Source organism: Rathayibacter sp. AY2B3 (genome assembly GCF_002931755.1).
Taxonomy (GTDB): Bacteria; Actinomycetota; Actinomycetes; order Actinomycetales; family Microbacteriaceae; genus Rathayibacter.
In genome coordinates this window covers 15,344-30,217 of the sequence record NZ_PSUG01000045.1, presented here as the reverse complement: position 1 = coordinate 30,217, position 14,874 = coordinate 15,344, and the positions used below count along the sequence as shown (strand labels likewise).

Sequence of the window (14,874 nt, the reverse complement as noted above, 5' to 3'; positions counted from 1 at the left end):
GAGAGTGCCCGCCGTCCCCCGAGGGCGGAGGGCGGCTGCTCTCAGCCGACGTTCTGCGCGCGAGCGCGGGGACTACTTGCGGAACATCCGCGCCGTGGTCTCGAAGAGGCCCTTCACGGGGCGCTGCTGCTCGCCCTGCTGGGCGCCGAGGACGATGATGACCGCGGTCAGCACGGGGATCGCCCACTGGGTGACCTTCTGCACGCGGAGGGCCGTGGTCAGCTCCTGCGAGTTCTGCTCCGACGCCTCGGTCACGCCGGGGGCGCCCTCGTCGGCGTGCTTGGCCTGCGTCGCTCCGGCGACCGCGGCGATCACCGAAGCGGCGCCGGCGAGGCCGGTCACGACGGTCTTGACGACCGTGTTCGTGCGGCTCTCCTGCTGGTTGGCCAGGCGGGTCTTGTTGGCGAGGACGAGGCCGATGCCGCCGACGCCGTGGGCGGCGATCGCGGCGAGCTGCACGGGGGTCCAGCGGGCCCAGCCGTTGGAGGAGAGGCGGAGGCGCTCCGCCGGGTCGGACGAGGTGGACGCGGCGCCGTTCAGGCCGACGGCGCCCATGAGCGAGCCGCCGAACCAGGCGGCGGCTCCGAGGTCGTGGAGACTGCGGACGAGAGTGTTGCGGGAGGGCATCTGGGCCTCTTCTCTGCCGGCGGCGGACGCCGGCGGTGGTCGGCTGGTGCGGACTCCTCCGACGCTACGCGTGCCCCGGAACCGCGCACGGGGCTTGACCTCTCCCCCTCCGACACGCTCCGCTGGAGGTCACCGACCGACCCGAGGAGCCCCGCGATGCCCACCGACGACGAGAAGCGGACGACCCGCGACGAGTTCCACGACGCCGTGAACATGACGGCGAAGGAGCTCGAGGACTGGCTCGGCACCGACGAGTCGAAGGAGGTCGGCCAGAAGCCGGAGGGCGGCGGCGAGTCCGTCGGCCACGAGAGCGGCCGGCGTATCGTCGAGCTGCTCGGCACGAAGCAGGCCGACCTGAGCGACGACGACTACGCCCACATGACGAAGGTCGTCGGCTACGTGCACCGGCACGCGAAGCAGCGTCCCTCGGGCGACGTCACCGAGACGAAGTGGCGCTACTCCCTGATGAACTGGGGCAACGACCCGCTGAAGTGACGGATCCGCCGACGTGACTGTCCGGCCGCGTCAGGCCGTCGCGGCGCTCCCGTCGACCTCGCCGATGACGCCGTCCGTCACCGTCACGATCGCGCAGTTCGGGTAGCCCCGCTGCGGCCGGTGCGCGGGGTCGAGCGTGCGGAGGATGCTCCCCAGCACCGCCCCGTGCGTCACGACCAGCACGTCGCCGTGCTCCGCCGCCGGCACGAACCGCGCGATCGCGGCCTCCACCCGGGCGCGTACAGTGGGACCGCTGTCGGCCCGGCCCGAGGGGTCGTGCCGGTGGATGGCGTCGAGCACCGAGTCGAGCCCGGCGTCGGTCATCCGCGGCCAGTCGGCGGAGGAGGGCACGTAGGAGTAGCCGTGGTCGGCGAACACCGGCTCCCAGAGCGAGGCGTTGGGCTGCCCCTCGAAGGCGCCGAAGTGCCACTCGCGGAGCTCGACCATCGGCTCGGCCTTCAGCGACGGGTGCCCGGCGAGCGCCGCCGCCGCCGTGGTGCGGGTGCGGGTGAGGTCGCTCGTGAACGCCGCGACGAGCGGCACGCCGCGCATCCGCTCACCGAGGGCCGCCGCCTGGCGCTCGCCGCGCTCGGTCAGCGGCGAGTCGCACCAGCCCTGCAGCTGGCCGGCGACGTTGAAGAGGGTCTCGGCGTGACGGACGAGGTGGATCGTGCCGCTCACGGGCGCGCGCTCGCGGGCATCGTCGGACGGGCAGGGGTCGTGCGGTGCATGCGGTTCTCCGGGGTCAGCGCGCTACTCCGGAGCGGCGCGCGCGATGTGGAGGGCCAGGAAGGCGACCTCCTCGTTGGGCAGGGCGGCCTGGTACTCGGCCGCCACGAAGGAGCGGACCCGCTCGGCGGACGCGACCGCGCGCGGGTAGCGGGCGCTGAGGCTGGTGAAGAGGAAGTCGTCCTCGCTCTCGAGCAGGCCGCCCGAGAAGAAGCGCTCGGCGAAGTACTGCAGGTGCGCCACGAAGCGGGCGGAGCGGAGGTCGTCGCGGTCGAGCGCGGCTCCGCTGGAGTGCTGGATGATCGCGGTCACCGAGCGGATGAGCTGCACGATCCGGAGCGAGTCGATCCCGACCTTGCCGAGCTCCGCGTTGGCGAGGTGGAACGCGACGTTCGCGGCCTCGTCGGCGGGCAGCTCCACGCCGAGGCGCTCGCGCATCCGGTCGACCGCCCGCTCCCCCACCGCGTACTGCACGGGGTAGACCGTCCGCATCTCCCAGGCCAGCCGGTTGGCGACCGAGAGCCCGCGCCGCTGCCGCTCCACCGCGAAGTGCAGGTGGTCGGTCAGCGCGAGGTAGACGTGCGGGTCCAGCCGCAGCCCCTGCTCCTCCGCGTCGGCGACGACCGCGCGGGTGAGCTCGACGAACTCCGGCGGGATCTGCGCCAGGAGCTCGACGAGGTTGCGCTGATCGGAGTCGTCCAGGGCCACGAACACCTGGTCGACGCTCGAGGGCTCGATCGCCTCGCCGGCCTTCGCTCCGAAGCCGATCCCCCGTCCCAGGAGCACGCGCTCGACGCCGCGCTCGTCGACGACGAGGACGACGCTCGAGTTGAGCACCTTCTTGATGGTCTGCATGCGTGTCTCCGTCGACGGCCGCGTCAGGGCTGGGGTGGGGGTGGCGGGGCCTCTGCCCGGAGAGCCGGACGGGGCCTCCGGGCAGAGGAGGATCATCCTAGATCCGCGCCGTTCGAGGCGATGACCTTCTGGTACCAGAAGAAGGAGTCCTTCCGGTAGCGCTCGGTGCTGCCGTGGCCGAGGTCGTCCATGTCGACGTAGACGAACCCGTAGCGCTTCGAGATCTGCGAGCTGGAGGCGCTGATCAGGTCGATCGGCGCCCAGCTGACGTAGCCGAGCAGCTCCACGCCCTCGTCCACCGCCTGGATCATCTGCTCGAAGTGCGCGCGGAAGTAGTCGATCCGGTACGGGTCGTGGATGCGGCCGTCCTCGGTGAGCTCGTCGCGCATCCCGAGCCCGTTCTCGACGATGAACAGCGGCTTGCCGTAGCGGTCGTAGAGGTCGATCAGCGAGATCCGCAGGCCGACGGGGTCGATCTGCCAGCCCCACTCGCTCGACTCCAGGAACGGGTTCTTGACGCCGAGGACCGTGTTGCCGGGGGTGCGCTCGGCGTCGGGGCGGACCGACTCCGTCATCGACATGTAGTAGCTGAACGAGATGAAATCGACCGGGTGCTCACGCAGCAGCTCGACGTCGCCCGCCTCGAACGGGATCGCGACCCCGCGGCTCTCGAGCGCCCGCAGTGCCAGGCGCGGGTAGGCGCCGCCGGCCTGCACGTCGGTACAGAGGTAGAGCATCCGCTCCTTCGCCTGGGTGGCCGCGACGTCGTCGGGGTGGCAGGTGTTGGGGTAAGTGGTCAGCATCGTGAGCATGCAGCCCATCCGCGACTCCGGCCACAGCTCCTTCAGGATCTTCGTGACCGAGGCGGAGGCGACGAACTGGTGGTGCAGCGCCGTGTAGCAGGCCTGCTCCACGCTGCCCTCGACGGTCTCCTCGATGATCCCGCCCGAGGTGAACGGGTGGCGGATGATGCCGTCGATCTCGTTGAAGGTCAGCCACATGTCGACGAGGTGGCCGAAGCGCTCGAAGCAGGTGCGGGCGAAACGCTCGAACAGCCCGATCGTGCGGCGGTCGACCCAGCCGTTGTGCTTCAGCGCGAGCGCGAGGGGCGGGTCGTAGTGCGCGAGCGTGACCAGCGGCTCGATCCCGAGGCGCCGCATCTCGGTGAAGAGGGCGAGGTAGTAGGCGATGCCCTCCTCCAGCGGCTCCGCCTCCTCCCCCGTCGGGTAGAGGCGGGTCCAGGCGATCGAGACGCGGAGGGTGGTGAAGCCCATCTCGGCGAAGAGCGCGAGGTCGCCGGGGTAGCGGTGGTAGAAGTCGATGCCGCGGCGCTTGGGGTAGTACTCGGTGTCGTCGTCGGCCATCGCCGCCGTGATGCTCTCCACCGTGTTCTGGTGGTGGATCGCGTACTCCTTCGGGTCCGCCTTCGGCTTGTAGGAGGCGACGTCGCTGACCGCCGGGCCGCGCCCGCCCTCGCGCCACGCGCCCTCGACCTGGTTGGCGGCGAGGGCGCCGCCCCATCGGAATCCGTCAGGAAGCGCCATCGGCGAGCTCCTTCTCTTTCTGCGTCACGGTCATGATCCGGTCGCCGGCGGTGATCCGCTCGGCGGCCTCGACGAGCACGGTGTACTCGGCGGAGTTGGTCACGAGCACCGGGGTCGTGGTGTCGTAGCCGGCCGCGGTGATCGCGGCCAGGTCGGCGGTGAGGAGCAGCTGTCCGGCCTCGACCCGGTCGCCGACCGCGACGTGCGCCTCGAACGGAGCGCCGTCGAGCTGCACGGTGTCGATGCCGACGTGGATGAGCACCTCGACGCCGTCCGCGCGGCGGAGGCCGACCGCGTGGCGCGAGGAGAGCAGCGCGATGACCTCGCCCGCGAACGGCGCCCGGACGGCTCCGTCGGTGGGGCGGATCGCCAGCCCCTCGCCGAGCACGCCGGCCGAGAACACGGGGTCCGGCACCTCCGAGAGAGGGATGACGGAGCCGGTGAGCGGCGCCTGCAGCGCGAGCGGGCTCCCGGCGTCGGCCGCCACGTCGCCGAGCGCCTGGACGCTGGCGGAGGCGTCGTCACGCCAGATGACGAAGGAGACGACGAACGAGACGGCGACCGAGATCAGCAGGCCGATCACGGCGTTGAGCAGGTTCCAGGGGTTCAGCCCGTCGATGAACATCGAGATGCTCGCGACGCCCGGGCTGACCAGCGCGAACGCGGCGACCTGCGTGGCGCCGATGTAGGCGCCTCCGACGACGCTGCCCGTGATGACGGAGACCAGGGCGCGCTTGTTCTGCAGCGTCACTCCGTAGAGCGCCGGCTCGGTGATCCCGAAGAGGGCCGAGAGGCCGCCCGAGAAGGCGGTGGCGCGGAGGGTCGCGCTCTTGGTGCGCAGGGCGATCGCGAGGCTGGAGCCCGCCTCCGCCGCGTTGTGGGCGAGCGAGGAGGCGAGGTAGAAGGTGTCCTTGCCCGCGCTGGCCATCGTCGCGATGGTCGGCGGGATGAACGCCTTGTGCATGCCCACCGAGATGATCAGCGGGAGCACGCCGGCCAGCAGCGCGACGGCCACCCAGCCGAGAGCGCCGTAGAGGCCGATCATCGCGCCGGTGAGCATGGAGCCGAGCCAGTAGCCGAGGGGGCCGAGCAGGAAGATCGTGGCCGGAGCGACGATCACCAGGCACATCAGCGGGACATAGAAGGTGCGGATCGGGCCCCACGAGTGCTTCGTGAAGAAGCGCTCGACGACCGAGAGCAGCAGCACGGCCAGGATCGCCGGGAACACCTGCGCGTTGTAGGCGATGACCGGCACCGGGATGCCGAAGAGCGCGACTCCGCCCTCCTGGTTGAGCAGCGTCGTGAACGCCGGGAAGACCAGGACGCCGACGAGCCCGAGCGCCAGCGGCCGGTTCACGTCGAGCTTCTTCGCGCTCGTGTACGCGACGAGCAGCGGCAGGAAGCCGAACACCGCGTCCGGGATGGCGGACAGCAGCTTGAAGTTGTCGCTCGCAGGGTCGAGCCAGCCCAGCGCCGAGGCGAGGACGAGGAACGACTTGAAGATGCCGGCGCCCGCGATGGCCGGGATGATCGGCGTGAAGACGCTGACCACGAAGTCCATGATCGTCGCGCCGAGGCGCTTGAGGGACCGGGGCTGCTTCGCCTGCACCGTGGAGGCGGTGGTGCCGCCGCGCAGCTTCTCGACCGCCGCGTACATCTCGCTCACGCCGCTGCCGACGATGACCTGCGTCTGCGGGCCGGTCACGACGCCGATCACGCCGGGCACCGCCTTCAGCGCCTCGACATCGGCCTTCGCGTCGTCCGCCAGCGCGAACCGCAGTCTGGTCGAGCAGTGCTGCAGCTTCGCGACGTTGGCGGCGCCGCCGACGTGCTCGAGGATCGCCTTAGCGCTCTCCTGGGTACTCATGGGTACTCCTCCGGGTGTGGGGGGACGCGCGCTTCCCTGCGCTGTGCTGCCCGGCCGTCCGTCGCCGTCCCCGCTCCCTCCGGCACCGTCATCGGTGCCCCGGAGGAGCGTCAGGAGGCGTCCGGGCACAAAAAAAGGACCCGACGACGCTGCTTGCGCGTTTCGTCGGATCCTGCCTGCACGACCAGTCACATGTCCGGGAGCGACGCTAACACGGGGGTGGGTGGGGCGTCAAAGGAGGGTGGTCGTGGGACGGCCATCGCGTACGAGGCGAATGGTGCACCGGTGTCGGCATGATGGACGCGTGGACACTCTCGACGTCGTTGCGGCGGTCATCAGCGATCGCGGTCGAATTCTTGCCTGCCGTCGGCGGGCGGACAAGGCGTCCGGTGGGCTCTGGGAATTTCCGGGTGGCAAGATTGAAGCTGGAGAAACGGCTGAGGTCGCCCTCGCGCGGGAGATCCGCGAGGAACTGAGCGTGGCGATCGAGGTCGGCCCCAAGCTGACGTCAGACGAAACGGAGGTCGGCGCTCTCACCATTCGGTTGCACTGCTTCCGAGCCGTGGTTCGCGGCCCACATCCCACGGAGAGCACCGACCACGACCAACTCCTCTGGCTGCTTCCGAGCGAACTTCCCGGACTTGAGTGGGCCCACCCCGATTTGCCGGCCGTTCGGCTTCTTTCCTCTACGGATCGATGAGGTCGAAGCCCTCGTCAGACCTGAACGCTGTGATGATCGAGAGGCTGCGGATGAGATCCAGCATGTCCTCTTCCGGCCGACCGGGAAGCAGGATGACGGGGACTGCCGCGTAACCCTGGCGCTGCGCAAGATGGGCATAGTCGAGCACCTGGCCGATGGCCATGCGGACGAAGGACCGGGCGGTCGACTTCTTGGCTTCGACAATCCAGCCGCTTGATCGGACGTAGAGGTCTGGCTCGACCCGTGAGCTGCCGACCGGGAGCGTCAGACGACTGGGCGGCGTACCGTTCTCGGTCAGCCAGAGCCCAAAGTCTGACTGCAGCTCGAACTCGATTCGGGAGACAACCCGGTCATCGAGAGGGCTGACATCCGCACCCGCGATGACGATGTCGGAGTGCTCGGGAGGCGTCCAGTCGCCGAGCGTTGCAGTGGACTCCTGCGTGCCGCCGTACGTCGGCAGCCGAGTGATGTCCGCCGCGAGCGGCAGGAGAGTGAAGATGATGCCGCGTCGCTGCGTCCCTACGGTGTCCGGGATGATCTCCCACCGGTAGGTGGGAGTCCCTGTCGTGAAGGCACCGATGTAGGTCACGCTTGTTCCCTGCACCGTGAAGAGCCGAAGCACCCGCCCATCCTGCGCCGCGTCCCGAAGGGCCTTGTTGCCGCGAAGAAAGACCTGGTCACCGACCTGCCCTTCTCCCGTGTAGGAGTAGGACCCGTCCTCGCGAAGTCCCTCAAATCGGTCGTAGCCATACCGAGCTCCCTTCGCCGGATCGGTGAAAATGAAAATTTCGCGGAGCGCTCGCGGCGTCACGATCCCCTGCTGCTGCTGCCCGCCGTAGGCGCGGTGGATATCACGCCGAAGGACCTGGTCGCCCACTTCCAAGGTGAACCGACGCTCCGTGGTGTCTCGTCGAAGCAGACGGGAACGGACAGTCTCCGCCTGCTCCTCGGTCAGATCCCACCGGGATTCCTCAGGGGGAAGAGTTCCGAAGGAGGAGCGGAGGAGGCTTCGAATCCGACGCTGGGAAACGCCCAGTTCAAGCGAGAGTGTGGCGGGAGTAACGGGAGGCATCTCGTGAGACTAAGAATGCTCGACGTACCTTCTGTCGAGATGCACTCGTGTTAGCGACAGAGTTGCTCAGCTTGCGTAATTGCCGGACGTTCTACCGTATCGGTCCCAGTAATGAGGTCATGGACAAAACCATTTCTCACTATTGTGAGGGAGTCAGGAACGCTGATGCGGTCGCATCTGCCGTTTTGCAGCGCCGGGACGACCCTCCACCAGAGAAAAAGTTCTCCCCCTCACTCCCCGCACCCCGCCAGCACCGCCTCCGCCGCCACACGATCCCGAGCATCGATCCCCAGCCCGTACTCGCTCAGCACTGCCACGAACTGCTCCACGTACCCGCAGCGCAGCTCTGCGACCGGCGGCAGCCACTCCCCCGGACCGGCGTCGCTCTTCGCGCGGTTGGTCTGCTCGGAGGCGGCGACGAGGTTCGCGGGGTCGTTCGCGAAGGCGAGGCGCTGGCCGTCCGTCCACGACCAGGCGCCGTGGTGCCAGGCCCAGCCGAGGGCGACGACGTGGTCGATCTGCACCAGGCGGGAGGTGTCGGTCCCGGAGACGAAGGCGACCGAGGCGCCGTCGTAGGGGTCGATCAGGGTGCCGGTAAGGACCTTGCAGTCGCGGGTGCCGGGCTTGAACACGGGGCCGAGCAGGTCGCGGCCGAGGACGTCGTTGCGGGTGTCGCAGCCGTTGCGGTCGACGTCCGACCACGCCTGCCCGAAGAGGTCGCGGTCGTAGGGGACGGCGGCGGGGCCCTCGACGGCGGGGAGAGCGGCCAACGTCGCGAGGGACGGAGTGGACGGGGCCACTACCGGAGCGGACGGCTCGACGGCCGCGGGCGAGCTGCTCGGCGCGGGAGCAACAGGACCGCTCGACCCCGCAGACGCCCCGGCCGAGGAGGACACCGCCTCCGGTCCGCCTCCTCCCGCCGTCTCCGACAGCGCGACGGCTGCGACGGCGAGCGCCGCGGCCCCCAGCAGAGCGACGATCGCGCCGGCCCGTCGACGAGGGCGCCGGCGCACGGGGGCGGCCGACCTGTAGCGCATGATCGACCCCTCCTGCGACGAGACCCGCGATGCGGTCGAGGCGACGCGCCTCCTCAGTATGCGGAGCGACCGGCCCCGGACCCGGTGGTTCGGCGGAGCGTCGGGGAGGACACGGCCGCGCGGAGCGACGGCGTCGCCGGCCGGGATCGAGCCTCCCGGAGGCGGCCTCGTCGCGCCCGCGCCGGCGACCCGCGCCTGCTTGACTGCTCCCATGGAGATCTTCATCGGAGTGGTCGGCCTGCTCGGCGGGCTGGTCATCGCCGGGCTCGCGGTCGTCGCGGTGGTCATCGGGCGGCGGCGGGCGGTGCCGGCGTCGCTGGTCGACGTGGAGGTGCGGCTGACGCACGCTGGGGACGACTGGTGGCGGGTGGGCGCGCGCGTGCGCAACTCCGGCCGCTCGCTCGTGCCGGTGACGAGCTTCAGCGACGGGCGGCCGATCGCGGTCGACCTCGGCGGAGCCGTGTCGGCGGAGTGGTACGGGTCGGCTCCCCGGTCGGACGCGTGGCGGATCGATCCGGCGGTCGGGCTCCTCCTCGGGCCCGTCGCGCTGGAGCGCGGGGCCGACCTGGGGGCGACGATCGTCGTGCGCGGGCGCCCGCAGGTGCGGATCGACGCGCCGCTGCGCTACGTGCCGGTGCGCGAGAACGTGATCGAGTCGCAGACGCCGGACGCCGCTCCGGTCTGGGGCGTGTCCGAGGCCGCGTCCGCTCCGGCAGCAGCGCCGGCGTCCGCTCCCCCGGCGCCGATCCGGCCGCGTCAGCAGCGTCCGATGGACGCCGATCCGTCACGTCCCGAGCGCGAGAGCGTCCTCCGCGGCGGCTTCGGGGTGTGGGCGGCCATGATCGCGGGCGGCGCCGGAGCCGTCGGGGTCGCGATCGGCATCGCGCTCGAGCTCGCCGGCGTCGAGGCGTCAGGGCTGGGCGGCGCGGGCATCATCCTGATCGCGGCCGGCTTCCTCGGCCTGGTCGGCACCCTCGTGGTCCGGCTGCTGCGCCGCTGGCTCGAGCCGCCGGCCCTCTGGCGGACGCCGGCGCAGCGCCTCCGCCGGCCCGGGACGATCACCGTCCTGATCCTGAGCTACGCGGGGCTGGCGCTGTTCTGCACCGAGTTCGCAGCGCAGTCGGTGACGGGCGACACGACCTGGGTGGCCGGTGTCGCCGTGCTGATGCTGATCGCCGCGCTGATCGGGATGGGGCTCGTCGGGTTCCTCCGCCTGGTGGTCCTGCTCGGCGTGCGCCGCGCCTCCCGGGAGACCCCGTGACCCGTGAGGTCGTCGTCGTCGGAGCCGGCCTGGTCGGAGCGGCGACCGCCCGCGCCCTCACCGAGCGCGGCGATCGCGTGGTGCTCGTCGAGCAGTTCGACCGGGGCCACGACCGCGGGTCCTCCCACGGCGAGACGCGCATCTTCCGACGCGGCTACGTCGAGGACGACTACCGCGCCCTCACCGGACGGGCGGGGCGCGCCTGGGCACGGCTCGAAGCGGAGACCGGGCGCCGCCTGCTGCACCCGGTCGGTGCGCTCGACCACGGCGACTCCTCCGTCCTCGCCGGGATCGAGGCGGCACTCCTGCGCGACGGGATCCCCGTGGTGCGGATCGAGGCGGGCGAGGCGGAGCGGCGCTGGCCGGGACTCCGCTTCGAGACCGACGTCCTGCTGCACCACGAGGGCGGACGTCTGGACGCGGCGGCCGCGATCGACGCGATGCTCGACTCCGCCCTCGGACGCGGCGCCGTCCTCCGGACGCGGACGCGCGTGCTGGGCATCGAGGAGCGCGCCGACGACGTGCGCGTGCTGACCACCGACGGCGCTCTCGACGCCGACGCGGTCGTCGTGGCCGGCGGATCCTGGACGCCCCCGCTCGTGGACGACCTCGTCCGCGCGGCCGGCCGACGCCTCCCTCCGCTGCGCGTCACGCAGGAGCAGCCGGCGCACTTCACGACGGACCTGCCCCTCGACTCGTGGCCGAGCTTCGCCCACCACCGCGCGGGCCTGCCGGTGGTCTACGGACTCTCGACGCCCGGGGTCGGAGTGAAGGTGGGCGAACACGGCACCGGCGTCGTCGTCGATCCGGACGGGCGCACCTTCGAGCCCGAGCCCGGAGCACTCGCCCGGCTCGTCGGCTACGTCGCGGAGTGGATCCCGGGCGTGGACGCGGCGAGCGCCGCTCCGATCAGCTGCCTCTACGACAGCACGCCCGACGAGGACTTCGTGCTCGACCGCGTGGGCCGCGTGACCCTGGCGACCGGGTTCTCGGGGCACGGCTTCAAGTTCGGACCGGTCCTGGGCGAGCTGCTCGCGGACCTCGTCGCCGGCGGAGCGGCGCGGGAGCGGTTCCAGCTGCTGCCTGCGTAGGGCTGCTGCTGCGTGCGGTCGGCGGGCCGGGTGCTGCCGGAGGGGCCCACCGGGTCCTGAGCTTCGGCTTCCGCGGAGGGAGCCGCGATGCCGGAGCGCGGCCGTCCTCTCAGCGGCTCCCGCGGTGCGTCTGACGCTGCCCGTCCGACTCCAGGAGCACCGCATCGTTCCAGTCGCTCCCCGCCTCCGTCGTGCGGGCCTTCGCGGGCGGGCGCCGCGCGACCGCGACGACGATCAGCGCCCCCAGCATCACCAGGGCGGCGGTCAGGAGGGGCGGCGCGACCGTGAAGAGCGCCTGCCGCACGTAGAGCTCCGGCGGCACTGTGACCGAGTCGCCCTGGTACTGGTTCGGCAGCAGGAGGACCACGACCGGGAGTGCAAGCACCGCGGCCCAGAGGACGACGGTGACCGCGACGGCGGCGGCCCAGAGAAGCCGGACGCGGATCATCGGCGCGGCGCCCTCAGCAGCGGCACGACGACCGAGAGGCCGAGCGCGACCAGGCCGACGGTGAGGCAGGGTCCGATCGCGTTGTCGCTGAGCACGCGGAGGTACTGCTCGGGCCCGAACTCGTCCTGCGACGGCGAGTAGTCGTACCAGCTGTGGGAGCTGTGCCAGAGGGCGAGCAGTCCGATGAGGACGCTGACGGCGCCGACGACCGCCAGGGCTCCGGCGATGCGGCGCGTGGGGAACGCGGTGCTGATGCCGGAGTCGAGGTCGGCGTCGGTCGCGTCGCGACGGTCGCCGGAGTCGGGTGCCGCGTCGCGGGGAGCGGAGTCGGGTTCGGCGGGGAGCGGGACGGTCGGCTCGGTCGGGAGTGGGACGGACGGCTCCGAGGGTCGGGGCGCGGTCGGCTCCGCCGGTGCCGGGACGGCCCGGACTGCTGCTCTCGCGCGCTCGGGAGCGGTGCGTCGGCCGGAGGCTCGGGAGCCGGTCGGGCCGCCGACCGAGCGCACATCCTCCTGCTCGGGAGCGGACCCGCCCGCTCTCCGGACAGCCGATCGCTCAGCGGTCGCGGCCCCGCCCGTCAGGAACGGAGAGCGGAGGCGCTCCTCGCCGCTGCCGCGCCGCTCGGCCTCGCGTCCGTCGTAGCCGCGCTGGAAGCCCGCGTGGTAGCGCGGGTCTGTGCCGCCCTCGTCCGTCCCGCCCCTCTCGCGTGGGGAGCCGTCCGCTCCGGTGCTCCGCGCCATGCCGTCCCCCCGCTTCGTGCAGTCGGGCCATCATGTCGCACCTCGCCCGCTGCGGGGAGGTGCCGGGCGGAGCTCGGGGAGCGGTCGGCGGAGGCGGCGGTTCAGCGTCCGGCCGCGGTGGTGCGCGACGGAAGGCTGACGATCCCCGCGCCGACCAGCAGCAGGCCGATCGTCACCGCCGTCAGCGCCGGCCAGCCGCCCGCTCCGACCGCCAGGCCGAGGAGCCAGCCGCCGGCGGCCGAGCCCGCGTAGAAGGCGATCGTGTAGACCGCGCCGGCGTGCCCGCGGAGTGCCGGAGCCGCGCGCGCTCCCGTCCAGGCGGCGCCGGTCGCGTGCAGGGCGAAGAAGCCGGCCGTGAAGACGAGGAGTCCCGCGATCACCACGGCGACGTTCTCGGCGAGCATCACCAGCAGCCCGACGATCATCAGGGCGACGCCGATCCGCATGACGAGGCGGGGACCGATCCGCGGCCCCCATCTCCCCGCGAGCCGGGAGGAGACGGTGCCCGCGAGGTAGGCGGCGAAGAGGAGGGAGACGAGCGCGGGCGCGAGCGCGAACGGCGGCGCCTCGAGCCGGAACGCCAGGTAGTTGTAGACCGCGACGAACACACCGACCGCGAGGAACGTCTGCAGCGCGATCGCGACGAGCATCGGATCGCGGAGCACCTGCGCCGTCTTCCCGCGCCAGCCGCCGGGGGCCGCCTCGCGTGCGCCGCCGCCCCGGGGCGCGAGCACGGCGAAGACGATCGCCGCCGCCGCGCACACGGCCGTCACGACGAGCAGGGCGCCGCGCCATCCGAGCGCCGCCGCGAGCGGTCCGGCGAGCAGGCGTCCGGCGGCACCGCCGATCGTGGTCCCGGAGACGTAGGCGGTCGCGGCGGCCGTCGCTCCGGCGCCTCCGACCCGGTCGTGGATGGCCGCGACGGCGAGCGCCGGGACGGCACCGAGCGCCGCTCCCCCGAGGAAGCGCAGGACGAGCAGGAGCTCGAAGGTCGGGGCGACGCAGGCGAGCAGCGCCAGGACCACGGATGTCAGGACCGCGATCCGCATGGACTCGAGCCGTCCGATGCGCTCGGCCACCGAGGCCCACGGCAGCACCGAGAGCGCCAGTCCGAGGGTCGCGGCCGAGACGGTGAGCGCGGCGTCGGACGGGGCGAGGGCCCATTCCCGCGCGAGCTGCGGGAGGACGCTCTGCACGGCGTAGAGCTCGGCGAAGGTCGCGACTCCGGCGGCGAGGAGGGCGATGGTCAGCCGCCGCTGCGAGAAGGGAGCCGCTCTGCGCATCGGTCGGGTGCGCGCGGCGGTGCTCATGGTTCCGACGGTAGACCGCCTCCGGGTGCATGACTAATGTCCTTTCGCCTGTGGTTCATGCGTTCTGGTCATGTCCCGATCTAGGGTGGTGGCGTGTCCGACGACTGGCCCGCGACCCTCCGCCTCCTGCCCCTGCTCGTCGCTGTCGCTCAGACCGGGAGCGTCACCGCGGCGGCCGCCGAGCTCGGGATCCCGCAGCCGACCGCGAGCCGGTCGCTCGCCCGGCTGTCCGCCCTGGTCGGCACTCCCCTGGTCCGCCGGGAGGGCCGCGGGGTGGTGCTGACGGAGGCGGGGACCCGTCTCGCCGAGGTCGCTCAGGACGGCATGTCGGTGATCCGCGCCGGGCTCGCGGAGGTGCGGCAGGCGGGCGACGTGGAGCACGGCCGGATCGACCTCGCCTTCCAGACGCTCCTCGGGGAGAGCTTCGTACCGGACGTGATCCGCCGGTTCCGCCGCCGCTGGCCGCAGGTGGGCTTCGGGCTCCGTCACGGCTCCCGCGCCCTCTGCCTGCGGGCCGTCGCGGAGGGCGAGTCCGAGCTGGCGATCGTCGCGGATCCGCCCGATCTTCCCGGCACCACCACGACGATCCTCTACTCGGAGCCGCTCCTCGCGGTCGTGGACCCCCGTCATCCGCTCGCCTCGCGGCGCTCGGTCACGGTCGAGGACCTCCGCGGCCGCGACCTGATCATGCTGGCGCCCGGCTACGGCCTCCACGAGTCGGCCCGGCGCCTGCTCGCCGTGGACGGCCGCGACCCGGTTCCCGCGTTCGAGGTCGGCGACTACCGGGCTGCCCGGGGACTCGCGGCGGCCGGCCTCGGACTGACGATCCTCCCGCCGAGCCCGTCCTCGGTCGACGACGACGTCCGCGAGATCCCGATCGACGATCCGGGCGCGAGCCGTGAGATCGGTGTGCTCGCCCGGGACACCGGCAACCCGGTCGTCCCCGAGTTCCTGCGGGCCCTGCACGCCGCGGCGGCTGCCCGGCGCCGGTGACCCCTGCTCGGCTCTGCTGTCAAGCACAGGAAGCGGAGGCCCTTCGTGCAGCAAGCTTCGAGAGGATCCCCGCACCGCCAGCGTCACCCCTTCCCCCGCTCCTGC

The 14,874-nt window shown here is 72.0% G+C and carries 15 protein-coding genes; 5 read left to right on the top strand and 10 right to left on the bottom strand.

Annotated features, from left to right (window positions below; genetic code table 11):
• Positions 1-72 precede the first annotated feature (72 nt).
• Positions 73-627, bottom strand: a complete 555-nt coding sequence (locus C5C24_RS14165; protein WP_104225093.1) for a hypothetical protein — start codon at positions 625-627, stop codon at positions 73-75.
• Positions 628-783: 156 nt separating this feature from the next.
• On the opposite strand from C5C24_RS14165, the gene C5C24_RS14160 reads away from it, so the two are divergent.
• Positions 784-1,122: a DUF3140 domain-containing protein gene (locus tag C5C24_RS14160; protein ID WP_104277293.1), complete on the top strand. Its 339-nt coding sequence runs from the start codon at positions 784-786 to the stop codon at positions 1,120-1,122.
• Between the two features lie 30 nt (positions 1,123-1,152).
• Here C5C24_RS14160 and C5C24_RS14155 read toward each other — a convergent pair whose 3' ends face one another.
• The 4 genes from C5C24_RS14155 to C5C24_RS14140 form a co-directional block, all read right to left on the bottom strand.
• Positions 1,153-1,803, bottom strand: a complete 651-nt coding sequence (locus C5C24_RS14155) for a histidine phosphatase family protein (RefSeq protein ID WP_104305274.1) — start codon at positions 1,801-1,803, stop codon at positions 1,153-1,155.
• A 72-nt stretch (positions 1,804-1,875) separates the two neighbouring features.
• Entirely contained in the window at positions 1,876-2,706 is an 831-nt protein-coding gene (locus C5C24_RS14150; RefSeq protein WP_104277291.1) for a PRD domain-containing protein, read from the bottom strand.
• A 92-nt stretch (positions 2,707-2,798) separates the two neighbouring features.
• On the bottom strand, positions 2,799-4,250 hold the full coding sequence (locus C5C24_RS14145; RefSeq protein WP_104280944.1) for a glycoside hydrolase family 1 protein: 1,452 nt from the start codon (positions 4,248-4,250) through the stop codon (positions 2,799-2,801).
• On the bottom strand, positions 4,237-6,117 hold the full coding sequence (locus C5C24_RS14140; RefSeq protein WP_104305273.1) for a beta-glucoside-specific PTS transporter subunit IIABC: 1,881 nt from the start codon (positions 6,115-6,117) through the stop codon (positions 4,237-4,239). Before C5C24_RS14140 ends, C5C24_RS14145 begins: the two co-directional genes overlap by 14 nt.
• Before the next feature lie 304 nt (positions 6,118-6,421).
• Here C5C24_RS14140 and C5C24_RS14135 point away from each other — a divergent pair, with 304 nt between their 5' ends.
• Positions 6,422-6,817, top strand: coding sequence for a (deoxy)nucleoside triphosphate pyrophosphohydrolase (locus C5C24_RS14135; protein ID WP_258065269.1), 396 nt, complete (start codon positions 6,422-6,424; stop codon positions 6,815-6,817).
• Here the strand turns inward: C5C24_RS14135 and C5C24_RS14130 are convergent.
• A complete protein-coding gene (locus C5C24_RS14130; RefSeq protein ID WP_258065268.1) occupies positions 6,804-7,694 on the bottom strand; it encodes a hypothetical protein in 891 nt (296 codons plus the stop codon). The two genes, C5C24_RS14135 and C5C24_RS14130, sit on opposite strands and share 14 nt — an antisense overlap.
• Before the next feature lie 425 nt (positions 7,695-8,119).
• Positions 8,120-8,689, bottom strand: coding sequence for an HNH endonuclease family protein (locus tag C5C24_RS18075; RefSeq protein ID WP_181135546.1), 570 nt, complete (start codon positions 8,687-8,689; stop codon positions 8,120-8,122).
• A 448-nt stretch (positions 8,690-9,137) separates the two neighbouring features.
• Here C5C24_RS18075 and C5C24_RS14120 point away from each other — a divergent pair, with 448 nt between their 5' ends.
• Positions 9,138-10,187, top strand: coding sequence for a hypothetical protein (locus tag C5C24_RS14120; protein WP_146082632.1), 1,050 nt, complete (start codon positions 9,138-9,140; stop codon positions 10,185-10,187).
• Entirely contained in the window at positions 10,184-11,278 is a 1,095-nt protein-coding gene (locus tag C5C24_RS14115; RefSeq protein ID WP_104305270.1) for an FAD-dependent oxidoreductase, read from the top strand. The genes C5C24_RS14120 and C5C24_RS14115 overlap by 4 nt, the downstream gene beginning before the upstream one ends.
• Before the next feature lie 109 nt (positions 11,279-11,387).
• Here the strand turns inward: C5C24_RS14115 and C5C24_RS14110 are convergent, their stop codons facing one another.
• The 3 genes from C5C24_RS14110 to C5C24_RS14100 all read right to left on the bottom strand — a co-directional run bounded on the left by C5C24_RS14110 (position 11,388) and on the right by C5C24_RS14100 (position 13,776).
• Positions 11,388-11,726, bottom strand: a complete 339-nt coding sequence (locus C5C24_RS14110; protein ID WP_104305269.1) for a hypothetical protein — start codon at positions 11,724-11,726, stop codon at positions 11,388-11,390.
• On the bottom strand, positions 11,723-12,466 hold the full coding sequence (locus C5C24_RS14105; protein WP_104305268.1) for a hypothetical protein: 744 nt from the start codon (positions 12,464-12,466) through the stop codon (positions 11,723-11,725). The genes C5C24_RS14110 and C5C24_RS14105 overlap by 4 nt, the downstream gene beginning before the upstream one ends.
• A gap of 101 nt (positions 12,467-12,567) precedes the next feature.
• Positions 12,568-13,776, bottom strand: a complete 1,209-nt coding sequence (locus C5C24_RS14100) for an MFS transporter (RefSeq protein WP_104305267.1) — start codon at positions 13,774-13,776, stop codon at positions 12,568-12,570.
• Between the two features lie 93 nt (positions 13,777-13,869).
• Between C5C24_RS14100 and C5C24_RS14095 the strand changes: the two genes are divergently transcribed.
• Positions 13,870-14,769, top strand: coding sequence for a LysR family transcriptional regulator (locus tag C5C24_RS14095; protein ID WP_104305266.1), 900 nt, complete (start codon positions 13,870-13,872; stop codon positions 14,767-14,769).
• The last annotated feature ends 105 nt before the right edge of the window (positions 14,770-14,874 follow it).